Annotated in this window: 18 protein-coding genes and 1 pseudogene; 10 read left to right on the top strand and 9 right to left on the bottom strand. The window is 68.2% G+C overall.

The genetic code is table 11. The annotated features are described in order from the left end of the window. The first annotated feature begins 20 nt into the window (after positions 1-20). Together O1Q03_RS02030 and O1Q03_RS02025 are read left to right on the top strand one after the other, a co-directional pair. Positions 21-1715, top strand: a complete 1695-nt coding sequence (locus O1Q03_RS02030) for a VRR-NUC domain-containing protein (protein ID WP_269501389.1) — start codon at positions 21-23, stop codon at positions 1713-1715. Continuing rightward, the gene (locus O1Q03_RS02025) at positions 1712-4012 is read left to right on the top strand and encodes an ATP-dependent DNA helicase (RefSeq protein WP_269501388.1); all 2301 of its coding nucleotides are present in this window, start codon (positions 1712-1714) and stop codon (positions 4010-4012) included. The genes O1Q03_RS02030 and O1Q03_RS02025 overlap by 4 nt, the downstream gene beginning before the upstream one ends. A 61-nt stretch (positions 4013-4073) precedes the next feature. Here O1Q03_RS02025 and O1Q03_RS02020 read toward each other — a convergent pair whose 3' ends face one another. The 3 genes and pseudogenes from O1Q03_RS02020 to O1Q03_RS02010 form a co-directional block, all read right to left on the bottom strand. Continuing rightward, positions 4074-4844 carry an IclR family transcriptional regulator domain-containing protein gene (locus O1Q03_RS02020; RefSeq protein WP_269501387.1) on the bottom strand — a complete coding sequence of 257 codons (771 nt, stop codon included), beginning with the start codon at positions 4842-4844 and terminating at the stop codon, positions 4074-4076. 331 nt (positions 4845-5175) lie between these two features. Continuing rightward, positions 5176-6477, bottom strand: coding sequence for a UDP-N-acetylglucosamine 1-carboxyvinyltransferase (locus O1Q03_RS02015; protein WP_269501386.1), 1302 nt, complete (start codon positions 6475-6477; stop codon positions 5176-5178). Positions 6478-6704: 227 nt separating this feature from the next. Continuing rightward, a pseudogene (locus tag O1Q03_RS02010) lies at positions 6705-7043 on the bottom strand (shikimate transporter); the annotation flags it as partial. 339 nt (positions 7044-7382) lie between these two features. Between O1Q03_RS02010 and O1Q03_RS02005 the strand changes: the two are divergent. After that, positions 7383-8510, top strand: coding sequence for a 4-hydroxyphenylpyruvate dioxygenase family protein (locus tag O1Q03_RS02005; RefSeq protein ID WP_269501384.1), 1128 nt, complete (start codon positions 7383-7385; stop codon positions 8508-8510). A gap of 84 nt (positions 8511-8594) precedes the next feature. On the opposite strand, the gene O1Q03_RS02000 is transcribed toward O1Q03_RS02005, so the two are convergent. From O1Q03_RS02000 to O1Q03_RS01980, 5 genes are all read right to left on the bottom strand, one after another. After that, positions 8595-9827 (bottom strand): NADH:flavin oxidoreductase, encoded by a 1233-nt coding sequence (locus O1Q03_RS02000; protein ID WP_269501382.1) that lies wholly within the window; start codon positions 9825-9827, stop codon positions 8595-8597. A gap of 109 nt (positions 9828-9936) precedes the next feature. Then, positions 9937-11265 (bottom strand): type II toxin-antitoxin system HipA family toxin, encoded by a 1329-nt coding sequence (locus O1Q03_RS01995; protein WP_269501381.1) that lies wholly within the window; start codon positions 11263-11265, stop codon positions 9937-9939. Positions 11266-11267: 2 nt separating this feature from the next. Continuing rightward, the gene (locus O1Q03_RS01990; protein WP_269501380.1) at positions 11268-11705 is read right to left on the bottom strand and encodes a helix-turn-helix domain-containing protein; all 438 of its coding nucleotides are present in this window, start codon (positions 11703-11705) and stop codon (positions 11268-11270) included. 177 nt (positions 11706-11882) lie between these two features. Next, complete coding sequence (gene ribBA / locus O1Q03_RS01985) at positions 11883-12998, bottom strand: bifunctional 3,4-dihydroxy-2-butanone-4-phosphate synthase/GTP cyclohydrolase II (RefSeq protein ID WP_269501378.1); 1116 nt, start codon at positions 12996-12998, stop codon at positions 11883-11885. Beyond that, the gene (locus O1Q03_RS01980) at positions 12995-13933 is read right to left on the bottom strand and encodes an alpha/beta hydrolase (RefSeq protein ID WP_269501377.1); all 939 of its coding nucleotides are present in this window, start codon (positions 13931-13933) and stop codon (positions 12995-12997) included. Before O1Q03_RS01980 ends, ribBA begins: the two co-directional genes overlap by 4 nt. Before the next feature lie 281 nt (positions 13934-14214). On the opposite strand from O1Q03_RS01980, the gene O1Q03_RS01975 reads away from it, so the two are divergent. Continuing rightward, positions 14215-15405, top strand: a complete 1191-nt coding sequence (locus O1Q03_RS01975; protein WP_269501376.1) for a helix-turn-helix transcriptional regulator — start codon at positions 14215-14217, stop codon at positions 15403-15405. Positions 15406-15650: 245 nt separating this feature from the next. Here the strand turns inward: O1Q03_RS01975 and O1Q03_RS01970 are convergent, their stop codons facing one another. Then, complete coding sequence (locus O1Q03_RS01970) at positions 15651-16316, bottom strand: cation diffusion facilitator family transporter (RefSeq protein WP_269501375.1); 666 nt, start codon at positions 16314-16316, stop codon at positions 15651-15653. A 423-nt stretch (positions 16317-16739) separates the two neighbouring features. On the opposite strand from O1Q03_RS01970, the gene O1Q03_RS01965 reads away from it, so the two are divergent. The 6 genes from O1Q03_RS01965 (at position 16740) to O1Q03_RS01940 (ending at position 23048) form a co-directional block, all read left to right on the top strand. Continuing rightward, the gene (locus O1Q03_RS01965) at positions 16740-17750 is read left to right on the top strand and encodes a DNA-binding protein (protein WP_269501374.1); all 1011 of its coding nucleotides are present in this window, start codon (positions 16740-16742) and stop codon (positions 17748-17750) included. Between the two features lie 123 nt (positions 17751-17873). Beyond that, positions 17874-18494 (top strand): TetR/AcrR family transcriptional regulator, encoded by a 621-nt coding sequence (locus tag O1Q03_RS01960; protein WP_269501372.1) that lies wholly within the window; start codon positions 17874-17876, stop codon positions 18492-18494. Between the two features lie 203 nt (positions 18495-18697). After that, positions 18698-19756 carry an NADP-dependent oxidoreductase gene (locus O1Q03_RS01955; protein WP_269501371.1) on the top strand — a complete coding sequence of 353 codons (1059 nt, stop codon included), beginning with the start codon at positions 18698-18700 and terminating at the stop codon, positions 19754-19756. 101 nt (positions 19757-19857) lie between these two features. Then, the gene (locus tag O1Q03_RS01950; RefSeq protein ID WP_269501370.1) at positions 19858-20157 is read left to right on the top strand and encodes a putative quinol monooxygenase; all 300 of its coding nucleotides are present in this window, start codon (positions 19858-19860) and stop codon (positions 20155-20157) included. 131 nt (positions 20158-20288) lie between these two features. Next, on the top strand, positions 20289-20744 hold the full coding sequence (locus O1Q03_RS01945) for a (2Fe-2S)-binding protein (protein ID WP_269501369.1): 456 nt from the start codon (positions 20289-20291) through the stop codon (positions 20742-20744). 84 nt (positions 20745-20828) lie between these two features. Beyond that, entirely contained in the window at positions 20829-23048 is a 2220-nt protein-coding gene (locus O1Q03_RS01940) for a xanthine dehydrogenase family protein molybdopterin-binding subunit (protein WP_269501368.1), read from the top strand. Positions 23049-23057 lie beyond the last annotated feature (9 nt).

The following is a 23057-nucleotide window of genomic DNA, read 5'->3' as shown; positions in this document are numbered from 1 at the left end:
ACGTACAGTGATCGATCCCCGTGACACCTGCATCGCCGACGCCCCCGGCGTTTTACTACCTGACCAATTTCGAACGCGCGCTGGCCTGGCTCGGCGAGCGTTACGACGACGTGCTCGACGCGCACGAGCACGCGTTTCTGCGTCATTTCCCGCAGTTGCCGCAGGCATCGCGCGCGTTGCTCGTGCGGATGCTGATGCGCAACGGGTCCGACTTCCGCGCGAGCAAGCTCGGCTACGACGAAATCGGCTGCCCGCACGCCGCCGCCGCGCCGCTCGTCGCACTCGGCTGGGTCGATCCGGCGCCCGCGCTCTCGCTCGACGAACTGTTCGCGCTGTCGACCAAGGCCGATCTGCTGAAGATGTTTCCGGTTCTCGCCGCGCACGCGGGCGAACGCAAGCCCGACTGGCTCGAGCGCCTGCGGCCCGCGCACGATCCCGCGCAACCGCTCGATGCGTGGTTCGAGCAGACCGACGATCGCGTGCTGCGCGTGACGGTCGGCGCGCTGTGCGACCGGCTGCGGCTGATGTTCTTCGGCAATCTGCACCAGGACTGGAGCGAATTCGTGCTCGCCGATCTCGGCGTGTTCCAGTACGAGAGCGTGCCCTTCGCGCCGTCGTCGCGCGCGTTCCAGCAGCGCGACGACGTCGATGCGTATCTCGCGTTGCACGCTTGCCGCGAAGCGCTCGACGCGTGGCCCGATGAGTTGCCGTTCGACGATCTGCTGCGTGCGATCGATGCGGTGAGTTGCACGCAGCCGTGGCTGGCGACGCGCCGCGCGAAGCTGCTGTTCACGCTCGGGCAAATCTGCGAACGCCGCGCCGACTGGCCCGCCGCGCTCGACGCGTATGCGCGCAGCGCGTGGCCGGGCAGCCGCCATCGGCGCATTCGCGTGCTCGAACGCTGCGGACGCGACGACGACGCGCTCGCGCTCGCGCTCGACGCGCGCAACGGCTTCGAAAGCGACGAGGAGCGCCAGCGCGTCGAACGGATGCTGCCGCGTCTGCAGCGGCGCGTCGGGCAGCGGGTCGAACGCGCGCATGCCGCGCCGGACGTGCCGCGCGAAACGTTGGTGCTGGCGCGTCCCGACGCGTTCGCCAGTGTCGAATTCGCGGTGCGCGATCATCTGGCGCAGCCCGACGCGCCGGTTCATTACGTCGAGAACACGCTGATCAATTCGCTGTTCGGGCTGCTGTGCTGGGAGCCCGTGTTCGCGGCCGTGCCCGGCGCATTCTTTCACCCGTTCCAGCGCGGCCCGGCCGACCTGCATGCGCCCGATTTCGCGCTGCGCCGCACCGACGCGTTCGCCGCGTGTTTCGCGCAGCTCGATTCGGGCGCTTATCGCGACACGATCCTGCGTCACTACGCGACGAAGGCCGGGCTGCAATCGCCGTTCGTGTTCTGGGGCGTGCTGACCGACGCGCTGCTCGACGAGGCGCTGGCATGCCTGCCGCCCGAGCATCTGCGGCTGTGGTTCACGCGGCTGCTCGCGGATATCCGCAGCAACCGCTCGGGGCTGCCCGATCTCGTTCGCTTCTGGCCCGGCGAGCGGCGCTACGAGCTGATCGAGGTGAAGGGCCCCGGCGACCGGCTGCAGGACAACCAGACACGCTGGCTCGCGTACTGCATCGCGCACGGCATTCCGGTGCGCGTCGTCGATGTCGAATGGGCGGGCGTCGGTGTCGAACCGACCGAAGCGGCGGGGTTATCCGCATGAGCTATGTCGTCGCGGTGCGGGCGATGTGCGAGTTCACCGCGCGGCGCGGCGATCTCGACCTGCGCTTCACGCCCGCGCCGACCGCGCTCGAAGGCATCGCGGGCCATGGCGCCGTCACGTCGAACCGCGGCGCGCGCTACGAAACCGAGATCGCGCTGACCGGCACGTGGGGCACGCTCACCGTACGCGGCCGCGCGGACGGCTACGATCCGGTCGCGAACCGGCTCGAGGAAATCAAGACCTATCGCGGCAGCCTCGATGCGATGCCGGCCAATCACCGCGCGCTGCACTGGGCGCAGGCGAAGGTCTATGCGCACCTGATGTGCGACGCGCGCGGCCTTCCGGAAATCGACGTCGCGCTCGTGTATTTCGACATCGTGTCCGAGCGCGAGACCGTGCTGACCGAAACCCTCAGCGCGAGCGAGCTGGCCGCGTTCTTCGCCGAGCAGTGCGCATGTTTCGTCGGCTGGGCCGAGCGCGAGACCGCGCATCGCACGGCGCGCGATGCGGCGCTGCGCGCGCTGACGTTTCCGCACGGGCAATTCCGCAGCGGGCAGCGCGAGCTGGCCGTGTCGGTCTATCGCGCGGCGCGCGACGAACGCTGCCTGATGGCGCAGGCGCCGACCGGTATCGGCAAGACCGTCGGCACCGTGTTTCCGTTGCTGAAGGCGTGCGGCGAGGGCGAACTCGATCACGTGTTCTTCCTGACCGCGAAGACGCCCGGCCGTGCACTCGCGCTCGAAGCGGCGACGACGCTCGGCGCCGGCACGCCGGCGCTGCCGCTGCGCGTGCTGGAACTCGTCGCCCGCGACAAGGCGTGCGAGCATCCGGACAGCGCCTGTCACGGCGAATCGTGTCCGCTCGCGCGGGGCTTCTACGACCGGCTGCCGGCCGCGCGCGACGCGGCAATCGGCGCCGGGCTGCTCGATCGCGCGACCGTGCGCGACGCGGCGCTCGCGCACGACGTCTGCCCGTACTACCTCGCGCAGGAGCTGGCGCGCTGGTCGGACATGGTGATCGGCGACTACAACTACTACTACGACGGCAGCGCGATGCTGCATACGCTCGCGCAGCAGAACCAGTGGCGCGTCGGCGTGCTCGTCGACGAGGCGCACAACCTGCTCGATCGCGCGCGCAAGATGTACAGCGCGTCGCTCGACCCGTTCGCGTTCGCCGCCGCGCGCGAGGCCGCGCCGGTGGCGCTGCGCAAGCCGTTCGACCGGCTCGCGCGCGCGTGGGGCGCGCTCAATCGCGCGCAAACCGAACGCTATGCGGCGTATCCCGAGATTCCGGGCCCGATCGTATCGGCGGTGCAGAACCTCGTGTCGGCGATCGGCGAACACCTGACCGATGCGCCGCGCGCGAACGGCGACGCGCTGCTGCGCTTTCATTTCGAGGCGATCCAGTTCGGCGTGCTCGCCGACGCGTTCGACAGTGCGTCGATCTTCGATGCGACGCTGCACGGCGAGCCGCTGCCGCGTCAGTCGGGGCTCGACGGGGTTGCGCCGGCCGCGCGCCGACGCCGCATCCAGTCGACGCTGTGTGTGCGCAACGTGATTCCGGCCGGCTTTCTCGCGTCGCGCTACGAGGCTGCGCGTGCGACCGTGCTGTTTTCCGGCACGCTGAGCCCGTTCCATTTCTATCGCGACACGCTCGGGCTGCCGGCCGATACCGGCTGGCTCGATGTCGACGGGCCGTTTCGCGCCGAGCAACTGACGGTGCGCGTCGCGAGCCACGTGTCGACGCGCTGGCGCGACCGCGACCGTTCGCTCGAACCGATCGCGGACCTGATCGCCGCGCAGTACGCGACGCGGCCCGGCAACTACCTCGGGTTCCTCAGCAGCTTCGACTATCTCGGGCGCGTCGTCGCGCTGATGCAGGCGCGCCATCCGGACGTGCCCGTGTGGGCACAGGCGCCCGGCATGGCCGAAAGCGAGCGCGACGCGTTTCTCGCCCGCTTCGATGCGGGCGGCCGCGGCGTCGGCTTCGCGGTGCTGGGCGGTGCGTTCTCGGAAGGCGTGGACCTTGTCGGCGAGCGGCTGATCGGCGCGTTCATCGCGACGCTCGGGCTGCCGCAGGTCAACGACGTCAACGAGCAGATGCGGCGCGCGATGGACGCGCGGTTCGGCAACGGATACGACTACATGTACCTGTATCCGGGCTTGCAGAAGGTCGTGCAGGCCGCCGGGCGCGTGATCCGCACCGAACACGACGAGGGCGTCGTGCACCTGATCGACGATCGTTACCGGCGGCGCGAGGTGCGCGACCTGCTGCCGAGGTGGTGGCGGATCGGGTGAGGGCGTGGTGTGGGTTGGTATCGGTATCGGCATCGGCATCGGAAGCGCCGGATGCCCGCGCCTACAGCACGTTGAGCATCGCGAGCGCGGTTTCCTGCAGATGCGGCAGCACGCGGCGCACGGCTGCATCGGTCGTCTCCGCGCCGATCGGCATGTTCGTGCTCAGCGCGGCGACGACTTCGCCGTGACGGTTCTTCAGCGGCACCGCGATCCCGCGCACGCCGACCTGCAATTGCTGTTCGATCACCGCGTAGCCTGCATCGCGCGCGTGGTCGACTTGTTCGAGCAGGCGTGCCTTGTTGGTGATCGTGTGCGGCGTGAACGGCGCGAGCGCCGTGTCGTCGAGCCACGTGCGGACGGCTTCCCGATCCGGATGATGGGCGAGCAACACGACGCCTGGCGACGTCAGCGGCGCCGGCACGCGCGCGCCGAGCACGAAGCCCGTCGTCATCACGCGCGATACCCCGTTGCGCGCGATGAACACGAGCTCCCAGCCGTCGAGCACGCTGACGTACGCCGATTCGTTCAGCGACGCGCTCAGTTGCTGCAGATACGGCTGCACGGTGCGCGGCAGGCGCGCCGAGTCGAAGTACGACCAGCCGACTCGCAGCACGCGCGGCGTGAGGCCGTACAGCTTGCCGTCGGTGTACACGTAGCCGAGCGATTCGAGCGTCAGCAGGTAGCGGCGAGCGGCCGTGCGCGTGAGGCCGGTGCGGGCGGCGGCCTGGGTGGGCGTCATGCGCGCGTGCTGGCTGTCGAACGCCTCGAGAATCATCAGGCCTTTTTCGAGGCCGGCAATCCAGTCGCGTCGGTCGAGTTCGGGCTTTTTCATCGTCGGTGGGGGGCCGGTGGGCGGTGTTCGCTCGGGAATGAGCGATTATCGCGCAGATCGAGAACCGTGCGAATACCGTTGGTGACGCTCGATGTGAGTTGCGGGGCGGAATCGAGAAAGGTGGCGGGGCGGGCCAGGGTGGCAGTCCTCGTAGCGGCGTTGCGCTGCGTACCTCGCATCTCCGGCCCTCGCGGCGGCATGACTGCACCGACCAGGAAGGGACGCGCTGCCACGAGGAATCGCCCGGGCGTTCTGCGGAAGCTGCCTGGCGAGTGCGGGGGCGGTGCGAAACAGCGGCGCGATGGTCAGTCGCGCCGCATCCCGAAGGCCGTTATTCGCTGCTCGTCCACTCGACGTTCGCACCGACCGAACGCAGGTTTTCGACGAAATGCGGATGCGCGCGGCGGATCGGCAGCGCATTCATGATTTCCGAGCGGCCTTCGATGCTCGCGGCGACCATCAGCAGCGCGATCGCGACGCGGATGATGTACGGGCTTTCGACGCGTGCCGGCGTCAGTTGCAGGCCGCCGAACGTGATCAGCCGGTGCGGATCCGACAGCAGCACGTGCGCGCCGAACTTCGACAGTTCGCCGGACCAGCCGAGCGCGCCGTCGTAGACCTTGTTCCAGAACATCGCGCTGCCCTCGGCGCGCACGCCGAGCGCGATGAAGATCGGCAGCAGGTCGACCGGCAGGTACGGCCACGGTGCGGCTTCGACCTTGGTCAGGATGTTCTGCGTAAACGGCCGGCGCACGCGCAACGGGCCGTCGCGTTCCGCGCGCGACCAGCCGTCGCGGTGCGTGACGTTCACGCCAAACTTCGCGAACGTGCGGTCGATCAGCGGGAAATGCTCCGGCGACGAGTTGCGTACCGTGATGTCGCCGCCCGTGATCGCACCGAGCGCGAGGAACGTCGCGATTTCGTGGAAGTCCTCGGCGAAGCGGAATTCGCCGCCGCCGAGCTTGGCGCCGCCCGTCACGCACAGGCGCGACGTGCCGATGCCCTCGATCGCGACGCCGATCATCGCGAGGAACTGGCAGAACTCCTGCACGTGCGGCTCGGATGCCGCGTTCATCAGCGTGGACGTGCCGGCTGCAGCCGTTGCGCATAGCGCGAAGTTCTCGGTGGTCGTCACCGACGCGTAGTCGAGCCAGTGGTCGTTGGCCGTCAGCGGGCCGTCGGCGCGGACGATCAGCGAATCGGGCGTGTGTTCGATGTGCGCGCCGAAGCGCTCGAACACTTCGACGTGCGGATCGATTTCGCGCACGCCGAGCGTGCAGCCCTTCACGTCGTTCTCGAGGCGCGCGACGCCGAAGCGCGCGAGCAGCGGCGGAATCAGCATGATCGACGAGCGCATCGCTTCCGGCAGCCGGTGGACGGCCGGATCGAACGTCGTGTTGCAATGGTGGAGTTCGAGGATGCCTGTCGTGAAATCGACCGACACGTCGCTGCCGAGCGCGCGGAAGATGTCGAGGATCTTGCGCACGTCGGTGATGTCCGGCACGCCGACGAGGCGCAGCGGCTGATCGGTCAACAGGGTGGCGCAGAGAATCGGCAGGACGGCGTTCTTGTTCGCGGATGGCTTGATGTCCCCGCGCAGCGGAGTGCCGCCGTGGACGATGAGATTCGACATGATATGGGGGCGTATCGGTGACTGACGTAGGCCCATATGATGCCATTGGTCGGCGGGCGGCGTGGAATGTTCGGAGCGGGAAAAGGGGTTCTGAGCGTGGGATTGACGGTGTTTGACGTTGGGGGATGTCGTGTCGTCCGGTTTGTCCGAGGGGGCGGTGACACGGTGGGAAGTGGCCGGCCGCGCACGCGCCGGCTACCACCAGCGAGATCAGGCAACGGCGCGATCGACAGCCCCATCAGCATCACGGTCAGCACGAGCATCCGCTTGCGGCCGAGCCGGTCGCCGTAGTGGCCGAACACGACGCCGCCGAGCGGGCGGAACAGGAAGCCGACGCCAGACGTCGCGAACGCGGCGAGCGTGCCCATCGTGGGGCTGACTTTCGGGAAGAATTTGGAGTTGAATACGAGTGCGGCGACGATCCCGTACGACAGGAAGTCGTACCGGTCGACGACGGCGCCGACGAAGCTGCCGATCGCGGCCTTGCGAGCCTGACTGCGCGCTCGGGCACGGGCGGCAGTATCAAGGGTGTCGAAGCTTGCGGTCGTGACGAAGTTTCTTGGCACGACGCATCGTGGAATCGTGGCGGCGCCGCGGCCGATGCTGCATTGAAGTCGAACGGTGAACGGAGAATAGGACGTGCGCCGCTTCCCGGCAATTGGCAGACCGGTCAGCGTGCGCGATTAGCGTTCAATTGCGTGCGATTAACGAACGTTTTCCGGATTTGCACTATGCGGCGTGCCAATATCCCGTTCGGCCAGGGTGTGCCGCCGTGAACGATCTGGTTAAAATCTGCACCATTGAAAGTTCGCCCGATCCGCGCGGATGTCCGGCCGTCTCATCGGCCGGATGTGCCGCCCGCGTCGGGCGCCATCCCCATCCACCGCCTGCCTCCGGAGAATGGAATGCCCGGTAATTCCCACCCCCTGTCCAGCGATACGCCGCCCGTTGCCGATTCGGCTGCCAATCCGCTCGGAATGGCCGGCCTGGAATTCGTCGAGTTCGCGGCACCGGTGCCGGAAGCGCTCGCGCAACGCTTCGAGCAGCTCGGGTTCAAGGCGATCGCGCGTCATGTCAGCAAGAACGTCACGCTGTACCGGCAAGGGCAGATGCAGTTCCTGATCAATGCCGAACCCGATTCGTTCGCGGCGCGTTACGCGGAGGAATACGGCACGGGCGTCTGCGCGATCGGCATTCGCGTGGCCAGCGCAAGGCGCTCGTTCGAGCGTGCGATCGAGCTCGGCGCATGGGCGTTCGAGGGCGAGCGGATCGGCGTCGGCGAACTGAAGATACCCGCGATCCAGGGTATCGGCGATTCGCACCTCTATTTCGTCGACCGCTGGCGCGGGCGCGGCGGCCAGCGCGGCGGCGTCGGCGACATCTCGATCTTCGACATCGACTTCCGGCCGATCGACATCGCGACCGCACACACCGATCTCGACTGCGCGGGCACGGGCCTGCAGCAGGTCGACCACTTCACGCAGACGGTCGGCGCGGGGCGTATGCGCGAGTGGCTCGACTTCTATCACGACCTGCTGCACTTCCGCGAAATCCACGAAATCGACGCGCACTGGCATGTGTCTGAAGAATCGCGCGTGATGGTGTCGCCCTGCGGCGCGCTGCGCATTCCGGTCTATGAGGAAGGCACGCGGCGCACCGAGCTGATGCACGCGTATCTGCCGGATCATCCGGGCGAAGGCGTCCAGCACGTCGCGCTGTCGACCGACGACATCCTGGCGAGCGTCGATGCGCTGCGCGCGAACGGCGTCGAATTCATCGAACCGCCCGCACGCTATTACGACGAGGTCGACGCGCGGCTGCCGGGGCACGGTGTCGATCTCGACGCGCTGCGTCGGCGCGCGGTGCTGGTCGACGGCGAAATCGGCGCCGACGGCGTGCCGCGCCTGTTCTTCCAGACCTTCGTCAAACGTCGGCCCGGCGAGATCTTCTTCGAGATCGTGCAGCGCAAAGGGCATCACGGGTTCGGGGAAGGCAACCTCGCGGCGCTCGCTCGCGCCCGCGACGTCGGCTGATCGACCGGCGGCCGCTGTCTCGGCCGGCGGTACGCGGCAAGCAGCAGGCAGCGTCACGCGCCGCCGAGCGTCATGCGCCGCAGGTCATGCGCCGGCGGCCGGCACGCGGTTCGGCGCCGGGTCGTTCGGCTCGCGCAGCACGCACGCGGTGCCGCCCGGCGTGTACATCGACACGACGCAGCGGTTGCACGACGTGCAGCCCGACCGGGCAAGCCGGCCGTCGCGCAGCCCGTTCACGAAATCCGGCTCGAACACGAGCGCGCGGGCCAGCGCGACCGCATCGAACCCTTCGTGCATCGCCAGCGCGACGTTCTCGCGCGAGCGCACGCCGCCGAGATAGGCGAGCGGCATCCGGACGGCCGCGCGCACCTTCCTCGAATGCTCGAGGAAGTACATTTCGCGAAACGCGCCCATCTTCGGCTCGGTGAGCTTCTGCAGCGCCATCGCGGCGCGCACGATCGCATTGTCGGCGTTCGCGCGCGCATCGCCGGGCAGCGGGCTGCCGAACAACTGCCACACCGATTCGACGTTCATCCCGCCGCTCAGCACGAGCAGATGCGCGCCTTCGGCTTCGAGCAGCCGCGCGATCGCGCTCGCGTCGTCGGCCGTCCCGCCGCCGCGCACGCCTTCGGTCACGCCGATCTTGCACACCACGGCGAGATCGCGGCCGACCGCGTCGAGCACGCGGCGCAGCACCTCGACGGGGAACGCCGCACGCCGCGCCGCATCGCCGCCGTACGCGTCGCGGCGGCGGTTGTACAGCGGCGACAGGAACTGGCTCAGCAGGTAGCCGTGCCCCATGTGGATCTCGACCGCGTCGAACCCGGCGTCGCGCGCATGCCGCGCCGCGCGCGCGAATTCGTCGGCGATGGCGGTCATCTGATCGCGCGTCATCGCCTGCTTCAGAAAGCGGCCGCTCATCACGCCGACCTTGTTGAAACCGCCCGACGCGCTCAACGGCCGCTTCGTCGACAGCGACGGCAGGAACGTGAAGCAGCCGCCGTGCGTGATCTGCGCGGACGCTGCCGCGCCGTGCCGATGGACCGCGTCGGTGAGCGCGCGGAATTGCCGGACCGTCGGTGCGTCGAGCTGCGCCTGGTCGACGAACGTACGGCCGTCGTCGCTGATCGCGCAATAGGCGACGGTCGTCAGCGCGGCGCCGCCTTCCGCAATGCGCTCATGAAATCCGACGAGCGCGCGCGAGGGCACGCCGTTCGGCGTCATCCCTTCGTTGGTCGCCGACTTGATCAGCCGGTTGCGCAGTGTCAGCGGGCCGAGCTGAAGCGGTGTGAACGCGGTATCGAGGGCAGGTTGCATGTCGGGCGGGCATCGGGATGGGGCACGGCGACCATTGTGCGCAGTCGGCAGCGGCCCGCATCGTCCGCGCGGATGACCCGCGGCCATGGCCGCGGGCGCGCCGGCCTGGTCAGCCGCCCAGCTTGCGCGCCTGACGGCGCATGCCGTCGAAGATCGCGTCCGCGACGTCCGCCGGGAAACCCGCCGGAATGCGCGACGCGACGTCGGCGATCGCCGGTTCGGTGCGCGCGGCCACATCGGCCATGGCCGCACGGACGTCGTGTTCGGTCAGGCCGACGCGCGCGCCCTGCGCGATCCAGTGGCGCGGCTGGATGTCGCCGATCACGTAGTGGCGATTCTTCCCGCACACGGCCATCGCGAGCCGCGCGCGATGCGGCGACAACTGGTTGCGCCGCGTGCCGATGATCGGGTGCGCGGACAGCACGTCGTACAGCGGCGTGCTGCGATACGTGTTGCCCGGCAGATGCGCGATGCTGAAGTTCTTCGCATGCCCGTCGATCGCGGCGAGCACCCAGAACACGAGCTGCGCGATGAAGAAATGCCGGCGGTCCTGCGCGGCATCGGCGGAATTCGCGAGGATGCCCATGATCGCCGCGATGCCCGGGCCGCCGTCGGACTCGTATTTCGCGCCCGACGGCGTGCCCGTCGCCTGGCACATGTCCTCCTGCGGCAGCCGCAGGATCCACGACCCGTCGCGCGAAGGCCGGCGATCGAAGCGCTCGACGATCAGCGCTTTCTGGTCGTCGAACCGGCCGATGTCGCACGACGCGACCGGCAGGCCGTACGCGGCGACGATCTTCGAACACAGCCATTCGTTCTCGACCGACGTCCGCATGTCGGCCTGCATGTTCCCGACGCGTCCGAGCGGCAGCTTGAAGATATGCGTGGTCGGCGTACTGCCCGACGGCAGCAGCCAGCGCCCGCCGTGGCGCAGCAACGCGGTCTTTTCCTGCGCGCCGGCGATCGACAGGCGCAGTTCGCCGTCCGGCTCCGGATGGCCGGGCAGCGGCGCAGCGGTCGCGTGGCGCAACACGTCGGCCACCGCTGCGTCGTCGAGCGCGGTGCCGTCGATGGCTTCCAGATCGACGGGCATTTCGTCGGGCGGCAGCAGCTGCAGCGCGCCGACGCAATCGCGGCCGATCGACGCGAGCAGTTCGAACGGCGCGGTCGACCCGAGCCGGTAGCGCTGCGCGATGCGGCGGCGGATCGGCTGGCTGTCGGGCAGCAGGTTGTCGAAGTAGTCGGCGACGATCGCGCCCTGGTGCGGCTGGTTGCCCGGCGTGAACGGCAACGACAGCGACAGCGGACGCCCCTGCGGATCGTCGACCCACGACGGCAGGTAGACGAGACGTTCGATGCCGCGTCGAACTTCCCAATAACCGACCGGGATGCCGTTCATCCACAGGTGGAGACGGTCGTGGCGGGGGCGGCGGGCCATCGTCACCAGTCCTCCCGTTTCGGGCCGCGCGGCGTGCCGGGCGTCGCCGCGGCAGGCCGTTTTCGCGACGCGGCGGCCGGTGCGTTGGCGGCGGCCGGCGAGCGGGCCTCGCGGGTATCGGCCACATGCCGGGATGAACGCCGGCGCGCGGCCGGCGCGGGAGCGACATCGGGAGCGACATCGGGAGCGACATCGGCGACATCGGATGCCGGCGCATCGTCGTGCGTGCCCGGTTCGAGCATCACGCGAACGCCGAGCACGTTCAGCACCTTGAACAGCCGTTCGATGCTGACCGCGGACGGATTGGCTTCGAGCTGCGCATACGACTGCTGCGTGACGCCGAGGCGGGCGGCGAGCTGCGCCTGCGTGAACCCCGCCGACTTCCGGAAGCCGACGAGGATCGGGCGCAACTGGCTCAAGGTCTGGACAGGGAATGCCATGGGCTCTCCGCGAAATGACAGGCGATCGTTTGTAATCTGAAAATACAGTCTATGGTATGTATCGTCAAAATACAAACCCAAGACTGTATTTCATAAAAACAAACGATAGCCTGTCGTGCGGAACCCCGCGGGCAAGGCAAGGGCCGCGGTGCGCGCCGCACGGCCGTCAGCCGTGCGTCATGCCGCCCGCAGCGGGGCGGCCCGCACGCTTTCCGGATCGTCGTCGCCGAGCGGGATGAACGCCATGATCTCGAGGTCGTGCCCCGACAGCGCCGGCAACCGGAACGGGCTCGACAGCACGTTCAGGCGCCGCACGCCGAGCTCGCGCAGGATCTGCGAGCCGATCCCCGTCACGCGTCCGTCGCGGCGCGCATGGGCGGCAGGCGTGCGCGTCGCGTCGCCGCGCATGTCGCAGTCGAGCAGCACCGCGACGCCGCAGCCGGCCGCATCGATCCGCTGCAGCGCGGCGTGCAGCGGCCACGAATGCGCGGACGGTTCCGCATCGAGCAGGTCGAGCAGCGAATGGCATTCATGCACGCGCGTCAGCACCGGCGTCGCCGGATCAGGTTCGCCGCGCACCAGCGCGAGATGCGGCGCGCCGTGCACGGTGTCGCGATATTCGATCGCGCGGAAGCGCCCCCACGGCGTATGCAACGGCCGTTCGCCGACGCGTTCGACGAGCGACTCGTGCTCGCGGCGGTAATGGATCAGGTCCGCGATCGTGCCGATCTTTAGCCCGTGCTGCGCGGCGAACGTCTTCAGTTCGGGCAGCCGCGCCATGGTGCCGTCGTCGTTCATCACCTCGCAAATCACGGACGCAGGCGTGAGCCCGGCCAGCGCCGCGAGATCGCAGCCGGCTTCCGTGTGCCCCGCGCGCACCAGCACGCCGCCCGGGCGCGCGGCGATCGGAAACACGTGGCCGGGCTGCACCAGGTCATCGGGACGCGCGCCCGAACGGACCGCCGCGCGAATCGTCCGCGCGCGATCGGCGGCCGAGATGCCGGTCGTCACGCCTTCGGCCGCCTCGATGCTGACGGTGAACGCGGTCCCGAACGGCGTGCCGTTGTGGTCGGCCATCGGCGGCAGGCGCAGTTGCTCGCAGCGCTCGGCCGTCAGCGTCAGGCAGATCAGCCCGCGGCCGAAGCGCGCCATGAAGTTGATCGCGTCGGGCGTCACATGATCGGCGGCGATCACGAGGTCGCCTTCGTTCTCGCGATCCTCTTCGTCGACGAGCAGGACCATCCGCCCCGCACGCAATTCGTCGACGATTTCCAGCGTGCTGGCGAGCGTCATTGCGCCTCCGTTGCGTCGAACGCGTGGCGCAGTGCAGCGGCGCCGAACGTCAGCACGCGGTCCGCTGCATCGACCGCGCCGAGCATGCTCGCGAAGCCGTGCAACTGGCCCGGCCAGCGTACGAGCGACACCGGCGTGCCGGCCTGCGCGAGACGCAGCGCGTACGCCTCGGCTTCGTCGCGCAGCGGGTCGAATTCGGCGCTGACGATGGTGGCCGGCGCCGCGTCCGACAGGTCCGGTACGGCGAGCGGGCTCGCGAGCGGCGACGCGCGATCGGCACCGTCATCGAAATAGTGGCGCTTGAACCAGCGCATCGCGTCCGCCGTCAGGAAATAGCCTTCGCCGAGCGATTCGTACGACGGATGTTCGGTCGCGCAATCGACGACCGGATACAGCAGCAACTGATGCGCGATCGCGATGCCCGAGCCGCGCAACTGCAGCGCGGCGACGGCGGCCAGGTTGCCGCCCGCGCTGTCGCCGGCGACGGCGATCGCGCCCGCGCGCGCGCCGAGATCACGCGCGCTGGCGGCGGCCCAGCGGACGGCATCGCATGCATCGTGCGCAGCTGCCGGGAACCGCGCTTCGGGCGCGAGGCGGTAGTCGACCGACAGCACGAGCGTGCGCGCCCGTCGGGCAAGACTGCGGCACAGGTTCGCGTGCGAGTCGATCCCGCACGCGACGAAGCCGCCGCCATGGAAGAACACGGTCAGCGGCAACGGTCCGTCTGCTTCAGGTCGATACAGCCGTGCGGACAACTCACGACCGGGCGCCGGAATCCGCCAGTCCTCTTCGGCGGCAATCGCGTCGCCGGGCGCGAACGCGCTGCCGCCGGCGAGGCTCGCGCGGTACGCGGGAATGGTCAGTTGATCGAAATCGATCGCGGGCGCTTGCGCGAGCGCGGCGAGCAGCGCTTGCGCCTGAGGGTCGAGCGGCATGGAAACTCCTGTCTGAATCGGGTGCGGTCGGAATCAGGTAAACCCGCGTCGCGGTTTTCCCTGAGCCCGCGCCGGAAGCTTGCCGGCACGGCCTGACGGGCATTCCAGCGCAGCAGGCAGGGCGCCACATCATCCGATTGGACGATGGTCCGCACGCCCGGATAGCCAAAGCTCCCTCTTCAGTGAATGTCCCGATGACGCCGGAATTAAGACACGTCGTAATCATGGCGGCGCGGACGAGTCGCACCGACAACAAGTCGCAAGGAGGATGGAGCGTGCTGATGGAGACGAGATGGGCTCCGCAAGAGAGCCAGTCAACAAGCGAGGAAGCCGACATCGGCGTCGCGGATTTCAGCGAGCTGATGGCGCGCATCTACCAGGGCCCGATGGAAACGCCGCCGTGGGCGGGCGCGCTCGAGATGGTGCGCCGGCTGCTGCAGGCCAACTACGTGACGCTGATCCTGCGCGCAGCGGCGAGCGATCGCCGTGCGCCGCTGTCCGTGCATGCGTCGGAGTTGGGCCCGGTCGTGCCGGGTGACGGCGAGGCGTCGTACAACAACTACTACTATTCGCTCGACCCGTTCGTTGGCCTGCCGGCCGATCGCGTGGTCACGGTCGACGACGTGTTCGGCGATACGGGCTGGCTGTCGAGCGAACTGTACAAGCAGTTCCTGAAGCCGCAGGACGTGCGCTACATCCTCGGCGCGGACCTGCGCACATCGTCGGGCGTCGAATGCCGGTTCCGCGTGTGCCGCAACCACGCGTCGAAGCAGTTCTCCGCGCGCGACAAGGCGATCTGCGCGCTGCTGCTGCCGCACCTGAAGCGCGCGGTCGAACTGCATTCGCGGCTCGATACGGCCGAGGTCGAGCGCTCGATCTACGCGAACGCGATCAACCGGATGCAGATCGGCACGATCACGCTCGACGAGAACGGCACGATCATCGACATGAACAGCGTCGCCGACGAGATCCTGAAGCAGCACAACGGTCTGACGATTGCGCGCGGCACGATCGAGGCGACCGACGCGCAGGAGAATCGCACGCTCAAGCGGCTGATCCGTCACGCGGTGATGGGACACCATGGGACGGCCGCGGCCATCGTCGAGGCGATGCCGATCACGCGCGGGTTCGACAAGCCGCGCCTCGGGTTGCTGGTGCGCACGGTGCTGCTGTCCGACTGGTCCGAGGACAACAAGCGGCGGCCGGCCGTCACGCTGTTCCTGCGCGATCCCGATCGCAAGCCGCAAGGCGCGCAGGAAATCATCCGCAAGCTGTTCGACCTGACGCCCGCCGAGACGTCGCTCGCACTGCTGCTGACCAACGGGCTCACGCTCGAGGAGGCGGCCGAGGAATCGGGGATCAGCAAGAACACCGCGCGCACGCACCTGCGTGCGATCTTCTCGAAGACGGGCGTGACGCGCCAGGCGACGCTCGTGCGGATCCTGCTCGGGAGTGTGGTGCCCCTCGGTTGATCAGGGGCGGTACGTGTTGTGCCGCCACATCGGTATCGAGTGTGCATTCGTCTGCCGATACATCGAGCGCGGGCGACGTGCATACGACAGCAAGACGATCGCGACATCGTGTCGTAAAGCGGCTTGCGAGGCTTGCGCAGTGCGAGCCTCTTTCGCTTCCGATTTCCGATGCACGCGATTTGATGCAGCCGATGGCGGGTATCCGATGTTTTACGCCATCGCATGCAGCGATCGCGCTTCTATCGTCACGACCCACGCGTCGAACGATACGCCCACGCCAACAATGCCGGCCATTGCGCGCAACCGCGCCGGATGAACCCCGCACCCGTGCGGATCACGATCGCACCGATGGCGAGTGCGGCAAGATCGTCGAGACGGCCGAGGCCGACCCATGCGGCGCTCATCGCGAGCGCCGCGAGCAACGCCGACAGCGCATCGGTGCGCACGTGCCAGCCGCTCGCTTCAAGCAGCGCGGAGCTCGTTTCGCGCGCCTTGCGCAGCATCCAGCGCGACAGCGCAGCCTTGCCGGCCAGCGTGAATACGATCAGCGCGAGCGTCATCGCGTCGGGTTGCACGACCGGCGGCGCGTCGAAGCGGTTCGATGCATGGCAGATCATCCGTACGCCCGTCGCGACCAGCAATGCGCCGAGCCCTGCCAGCGCAAGCGGCTCGTAGGTCGGGCGCCGCTCGGGCGGCAGCCGCGCGTCGAACCGGCAGGCGACGAGGATCAGCGCGTCGGCCGCCAGATCGATCGCTGCGTGCGCGACGTCCGCGAGCAGGCCGGACGAATGCGCGGACCACGCCGCGACAGCCTCGGCGGCGAGCAACAGCAGGTTGATCGCGAGACTGACGGCGAGGGCGCGGGACGTGGCCGCATAAACGTGGGACGTGACGCGCGACGTGCGCTGCATGGCGGATTCGTCTGTCGAAATCGTGGGGCAGCCTCGAACGCTACCGGGCGACGATTGCAGGTGCGTGACAGGGCGGGATCGCCGGATCTGCGATGACGCCATGATCGATCGAAGTCATGCACGGACGTCGCCTATCGGGCGAGTGAGGGTTCGGGGTAGCCACGTAGGCGGGCGGGCTGGGCGCGCGTGGTGCTTCAGGAATGCCTTGGAATAGCCGGCGCAGTCTTTCCGCAACGCGCGACAGGAGGCGCAATACGCCAATGCGAATAGCAACAGCGAAGCGGCGAGCGACATTCGGAAACGACGACGGTCACATCGGAAATCTCAACATTATAGAAATAATGTCAAATTATTAAACGTAGGAAGTTCGATATTTAACGGTTTACGTTATATTATTCATGAAAATTCTCAACGCAACCGCTCATGTCCGACCTCACCGCCGACGAATCCCGCCTGATCGCCGAAATCGACCGCCTGAAGGCCGATTTCCCGAAAACCCGCGAGCTGTACCGCGAGGTCTGCGCATTGATGTTCTTCCGCTTCGGGATCACGCCCACCGCGAACCGCCTGTATCAACTCGTGCGCAAGGGCAGCATGAGCACGCCGACGGCGGTTCTCGGCGAGTTTTGGGCGGAGTTGCGGGAAAAGAGCCGGGTTCGCATCGAGCATCCGGATTTGCCGGCCGACTTGCAGGCCGCCGCGGGCGAGCTGGTCGCCGCGTTATGGAGTCGCTCCAGCACCGATGCCGCTGCGGCGCTCGATGCGCTGCGTGCAGAAGTCGAGGCCGAGCGCGTCGCCGCGAAAGTGGAGGTCGCGGGATTGCAGGCCGAACTGTCCCGCACCGAAACGGCGCTGGAGCAGCGCACGGCCGCGTTGCTGGCGGCGCAGGTGCGGATTCAGGAGCTCGAGCAGGCGAGGGCGGCCGACGAAGCATCGCGCCGCGCACTGCAGTCGGAAATCGAGCGACTGAAGGCCGACAACGCGGACGCCGATCGCGCGCTGGCGCAAGCACGTGCCGATTTCACGGCACAACTCGACCGGTTGCGCGACGACGCGGGTCGAGCGGAAGAGCGCTTGCGCGCATCTGAAAAGCGGGCGCTCCAGGAGATCGACCGCGAACGGCTTGCGGCCTCCCGGCTGCAGAAGGAGCTCGATGCCACCGCCGCGCGCGCAGAGCAGCGCGATACGCAGCACCGCAAGGATCTCGCGGCACTGCAGGCGCAACTGGCCGATACGCAGCATCGCTGCGGCATGCTCGAAGGTCAGCTCGACGGTGTGCGCGCGGCCAATGCCACCTATGTCGCCGAACTCGACACGCTGCGCGCCGAACGCGCGTCTCGCGGGCTCGCGCGCAGAGCCCCGGGCCGGCCGGCCGGCGGTGGCCTGCGCGTCGCGAAACCGGTCGCCAGAAAACGTCTGCCAAAACCGGCGTGACGCGCGCGCCACGGTGCGACGAGAACGCGTCCGCGCTGCCGCGCGATTCGGGTAAAGTGCCGCTCAATCCGCCGGCTCGACGTTACTAGACGACCGGTCTAATCGTTGCTAGGATACGCCATCATGAATGCATCTTCGGGCGCGGAAGTCCGCCAGCACATCCTGAATATCGCGAAGCCGATCATGCTCCACAAGGGGTTTTCGGCGGTCGGTCTGAACGAGATTCTCGCCGCGGCGGGCATCCCGAAGGGCTCGTTCTACCATTACTTCGGCTCGAAAGAGGCGTTCGGCGAAGCGCTGCTCGAAGCGTATTTCGAAGGCTACCTGGAGCATCTCGACAACCTGCTCAAGCACCAGGCCGGCACGGGCGCGCAGCGCCTGATGACGTACTGGGGCAACTGGCTGCACACGCAGTGCGCGGACGACCCGGAAGGCAAGTGCCTCGCGGTGAAGCTCGGCGCGGAAGTGTCGGATCTGTCGGAAGCGATGCGCGCGGTCCTGCGGCGCGGCACCGGCCAGATCATCGAGCGCCTCGCGGGCGGCATCGAGGCCGGGCTGGCCGACGGCTCGCTGAGCGGCGTCGACGATCCGGCACACACGGCCGCGATCCTTTACGAGCTGTGGCTCGGCGCAACGCTGCTGGAGAAGATTCACCGCAACCGCAAACCACTCGAACGCGCGATGCGCGAAACGCGACGGATGCTGAATCTGCCGCCCGTCGCGGATGACGAAGCACAGCCGTAACCCGGGCGCGCATTGGCGCGCCTTGTTTTTACACGAATAACTAGACGACTGGTCTACTCAGATCGACGTCTGACTGCTTGACCCGCATGCCTGCGGCTGCGCCGGCCGCTTCCCCGGTACCGCCGCAGGCATTTGCATCACGGTTGTCCAACGTTGGATCCGCTCGTGCCCATTGCACGTCCATTCCTTTGACGGAGGTTCCCATGCCGCAAAACAAGACAGCAAATCGCAGGATCATCCTCAACGCGCGCCCGGTCGGCGCACCCACCACGAACGATTTCCGCACCGAAACCGGCGACGTGCCGACGCCCGGCGCAGGCCAGGTGCTGTTGCGCACGGTGTGGCTGTCGCTCGATCCGTACATGCGCGGCCGGATGAGCGATGCGCCGTCGTATGCGCCGCCGGTCGAACTCGGCGACGTGATGGTCGGCGGCACCGTCAGCCGCGTCGTCGCATCGAACCTGCCTGCGTATCGCGAAGGCGATCTGGTCGTCGCGGGCGGCGGCTGGCAGGACTACTCGCTGTCCGACGGCAGCGACCTGATTCCGCTCGGCCGCGACTTCCCCCATCCGTCGTATGCGCTTGGCGTGCTCGGTATGCCCGGATTCACTGCGTACACCGGGCTGCTGAAGATCGGCGAACCGAAGGCCGGTGAAACCGTGGTGGTCGCCGCTGCGAGCGGAGCCGTGGGCGCGGTGGTCGGCCAGATCGCAAAACTGAAGGGTTGCCGCGTGGTCGGTGTCGCCGGCGGTGCCGACAAGGTCGCGTACGTGAAGGACACGCTCGGCTTCGACGCGTGCGTCGATCACCGCGATCCGCAGTTCGCCGCCAAGCTGAAGGAAGCGTGCCCGAACGGCATCGACGTGTATTTCGAGAACGTCGGCGGCGCCGTGTTCGACGCCGTGTGGCCGCTGCTCAACGATCATGCGCGCGTGCCGGTGTGCGGCATCATCGCGCATTACAACGACGCGGCGTACGACGACACCGCCGTGTCGACCGGCCGTGATCGCGTGCCGGCGCTGATGGGCACGATCCTGCGCAAGCGCATCCGCATGCAGGGTTTCATCATCCTCGATCACTATGCGACCGGGTATGCGCCGTTCCTGAAGGAAATGAGCGAGTGGGTCGCGCAGGGCAAGGTGAAGACGCGCGAGGATGTCATCCCCGATCTTGCCGATGCGCCGAATGCGCTGATCGGCTTGCTCGCCGGCAAGAATTTCGGCAAGGTCGTCGTGCGCGTGGGCCCGGACGAACTCGTCTGACGCGCACCGTCCGCCGGCTGCCGGCCCGCGTCGGATGGCGCGAGCCGGCGGCGGCATTTCTGCATTTCCATAGCATTTCCGTTTCGAAAAGGAGTGAAAGCATGGCGCTTTACGTGATGGCCTCGGTATTCCCGAAACCCGAACATGCGCAGGCCGTCGAGGCCGAATTGCGCGGCATGGTCGCGCAGTCCCGCGCCGAACCCGGCAACCGCCGCTACGACCTGTTCCGCGAACAGGATGGCTCGCCGGCGCTGCACCTGTTCGAGATCTACGACGATCAGGCTGCCTTCGACGCCCACCTCGCCAGCCCGTACTTCACCGCGTTTCGCATCAAGTCGGCCGACTGGTTCGCGGCGCCGCCGGTCATCAAGGTGCTGTCGGACATCGACGCGGCCGAATAACCGACGCTGAACCACCGCCGCGGCTCGCCCCCATCCGGGCCGCGCGACAGCCGCTGCGCAACGCGCGGCGGCGATGAACACACGGCGCGCCGGCCGCGCCGCTTCCCCAATACACCGGCCCCGGAGGCTGAATGGTCACCCTCAACATCAACGGCGAAAACCGCACGGTCGACGCCCCCGACGACATGCCGCTGCTATGGGTCCTGCGCGACGTCGTCGGCCTGACCGGCACGAAATTCGGCTGCGGAATCGCGCAATGCGGCGCGTGCACCGTGCATCTCGACGGCGTCGCGGCGCGCTCGTGCGTGCTGCCGGTCGCAGCCGTCGCGGGCCGCAAGATCACGACGATCGAGGCCGTCGGCGCGACGCCGGCCGGCCAGAAAGTGCAGGAGGCCTGGCGCGAGCTCGACGTCGTCCAGTGCGGCTACTGCCAGTCGGGGCAGGTAATGGCGGCCAGCGCGCTGATCGCATCGAACCCGAGCCCGAGCGACGCCGACATCGACGCGGCGATGGCCGGCAACATCTGCCGCTGCGGCACGTACAACCGGATTCGCGCGGCGGTCAAGCACGCCGCGAAGGGGGCGTGAGATGAAACGACCGTCACGTTCACTTTGTCCGCGCCGCCCCGAGGGGCTGGCCAGCGTCGTCGAAGCTGCGCTGCGGAGGCTGACATGTCACGCGGACTGATCGAAGCCGGTCGGGCCGGCGCGGGCCTGTCGCGCCGCTCGTTCCTCAGGTTCGGCGTATCGCTCGGCGCGGCCGCGGGCGGCGGCTTGCTGCTCGGCTTCAGCATGCCGGCAGCCGGCGATGACGCGCGGCGCTCGGTGATCGGCGGCGATGCCGACGAAAGCGCGCGCGCCGGCGTTTTCGCGCCGAACGCGTTCGTGCAGATCGACCGTAGCGGCAAGGTCACGCTGGTGATGCCGAAGGTCGAAATGGGCCAGGGCGTCTACACCGCGCTGCCGATGCTGATCGCCGAGGAACTCGAGGTGCCGCTGTCCAGCGTGACGCTGGACCATGCGCCGCCGAACGAGAAGCTGTTCCTCGACCCGCTGCTCGGCGGCCAGCTGACGGGCGGTTCGACGTCGGTGCGTTACGCGTGGGAACCGCTGCGCCGTGCAGGCGCGACCGCGCGCACGCTGCTGGTTGCGGCGGCGGCGCAGCAGTGGCACGTCGATCCAGCCGCGTGCCGGGCCGAAAACGGCGAAGTGCGGCATTCGCCGAGCGGCCGGCGCGCATCGTACGGCCAACTCGCGGACGCCGCCGCGAAGCTGCCGGTCCCGAAGGACGTCGCGCTGAAGAAGCCCGACGAGTTCAAGCTGATCGGCCAGCCGGTGAAGCGGCTCGATTCGCCGGAGAAGGTCGACGGCACCGCGCAGTTCGGGCTGGACGTGCGCCTGCCGGGCATGCTGTACGCGGTGATCGTCAACAGCCCGGTGTTCGGCGGCACGGTCGCGAGCGTCGACGACACGGCCGCGCGCACGATCCCGGGCGTGCGCCAGGTCGTACGCGTCGACAACGCGGTCGCGGTGGTCGGCGATCACACGTGGGCCGCGAAGCGCGGCGCATCGGCGCTCGTCGTGAAGTGGAACGAGGGCGCGGACGCGAAGGTGTCGACGAAGGATCTTTTCGCGGATCTCGCGCTGGCGGCGGCGAACGGCAAGGGTGCGGTCGCACGCAAGGACGGCGACGTCGGCAAGGCATTCGCGAACGCGAAGACGCGTGTCGACGCCGTCTATGAACAGCCGTTGCTCGCGCACGCGACGATGGAGCCGGTGAACTGCACGGTGCACGTGCGCGGCGACGGCTGCGAGATCTGGGTCGGCACGCAGGTGCCGACCCGGGCGCGCGATACCGTGCAGCGGCTCACGGGCCTGTCGCCGGAGCGGATCGTCGTGCACAACCACCTGCTCGGCGGTGGCTTCGGCCGCCGGCTCGAAACGGACATGATCGGCCAGGCCGTGAAGGTCGGCAAGCAGGTCAACGCGCCGGTCAAGGTGATCTGGACGCGCGAGGAGGACGTTCAGCACGACATGTACCGGCCGTGCTACTACGACAGGATCTCGGCGGGGCTCGACGCGAACGGCAAGCCGGTCGCCTGGCAGCACCGGATCGTCGGCTCATCGATCCTCGCGCGCTTCGCGCCGCCCGCAGTCAAGGACGGCGTCGATCCCGACGCGGTCGAGGTGGCGTCCGAACTGCCGTACGACCTGCCGAACCAGCTCGTCGACTACGTGCGGCAGGAGCCGCGCCACGTGCCGACCGCGTTCTGGCGCGGCGTCGGGCCGACGCGCAGCACCTTCGTCGTCGAAAGCTTCATCGACGAGCTCGCCGCACAGGCCAAGACCGACCCGGTCCAGTATCGCCGTGCGCTGCTCGACAAGACGCCGCGTGCGCGCCATGTGCTCGACGTCGCGACGAAGGCGGCCGGCTGGGGCACGCCGCTGCCGAAGGGGCAAGGGCGCGGCGTCTCGGTGATGCATGCGTTCGGCAGCTTCTTCTCGATCGTCATCGACGTCGCGGTGGACGACGGGGAAGTGCAGGTGAAGCGTGCGGTGTGTGCGGTCGACTGCGGGATGGTCGTCAATCCGAGCACGATCGACGCGCAGGTGCAGGGCGGCATCATCTTCGGGATCACGGGCGCGCTGTATGGCGAGATCACGATCGAGGACGGTCGCGTCGTGCAGAGCAACTTCACCGACTACCGGATGATGCGCATCAACGAGACGCCGCCGATCGAGGTCCATCTCGTGAAAAGCGCCGAGGCGCCGGGCGGGATCGGCGAACCGGGCACCGCCGCCACGGCGGCGGCATTGTCGAACGCGATCTTCGCGGCAACCGGCAAGCGGCTGCGCAAGCTGCCGGTCGGCAGTCAGTTGAAGACGGCTTGAGGGGAGGGA

Origin of the sequence: Burkholderia sp. IMCC1007 (assembly GCF_027257875.1) — a bacterium.
In the GTDB taxonomy this organism is placed as follows: domain Bacteria; phylum Pseudomonadota; class Gammaproteobacteria; order Burkholderiales; family Burkholderiaceae; genus Burkholderia.
This window is presented reverse-complemented; position numbering and strand designations above follow the sequence as displayed.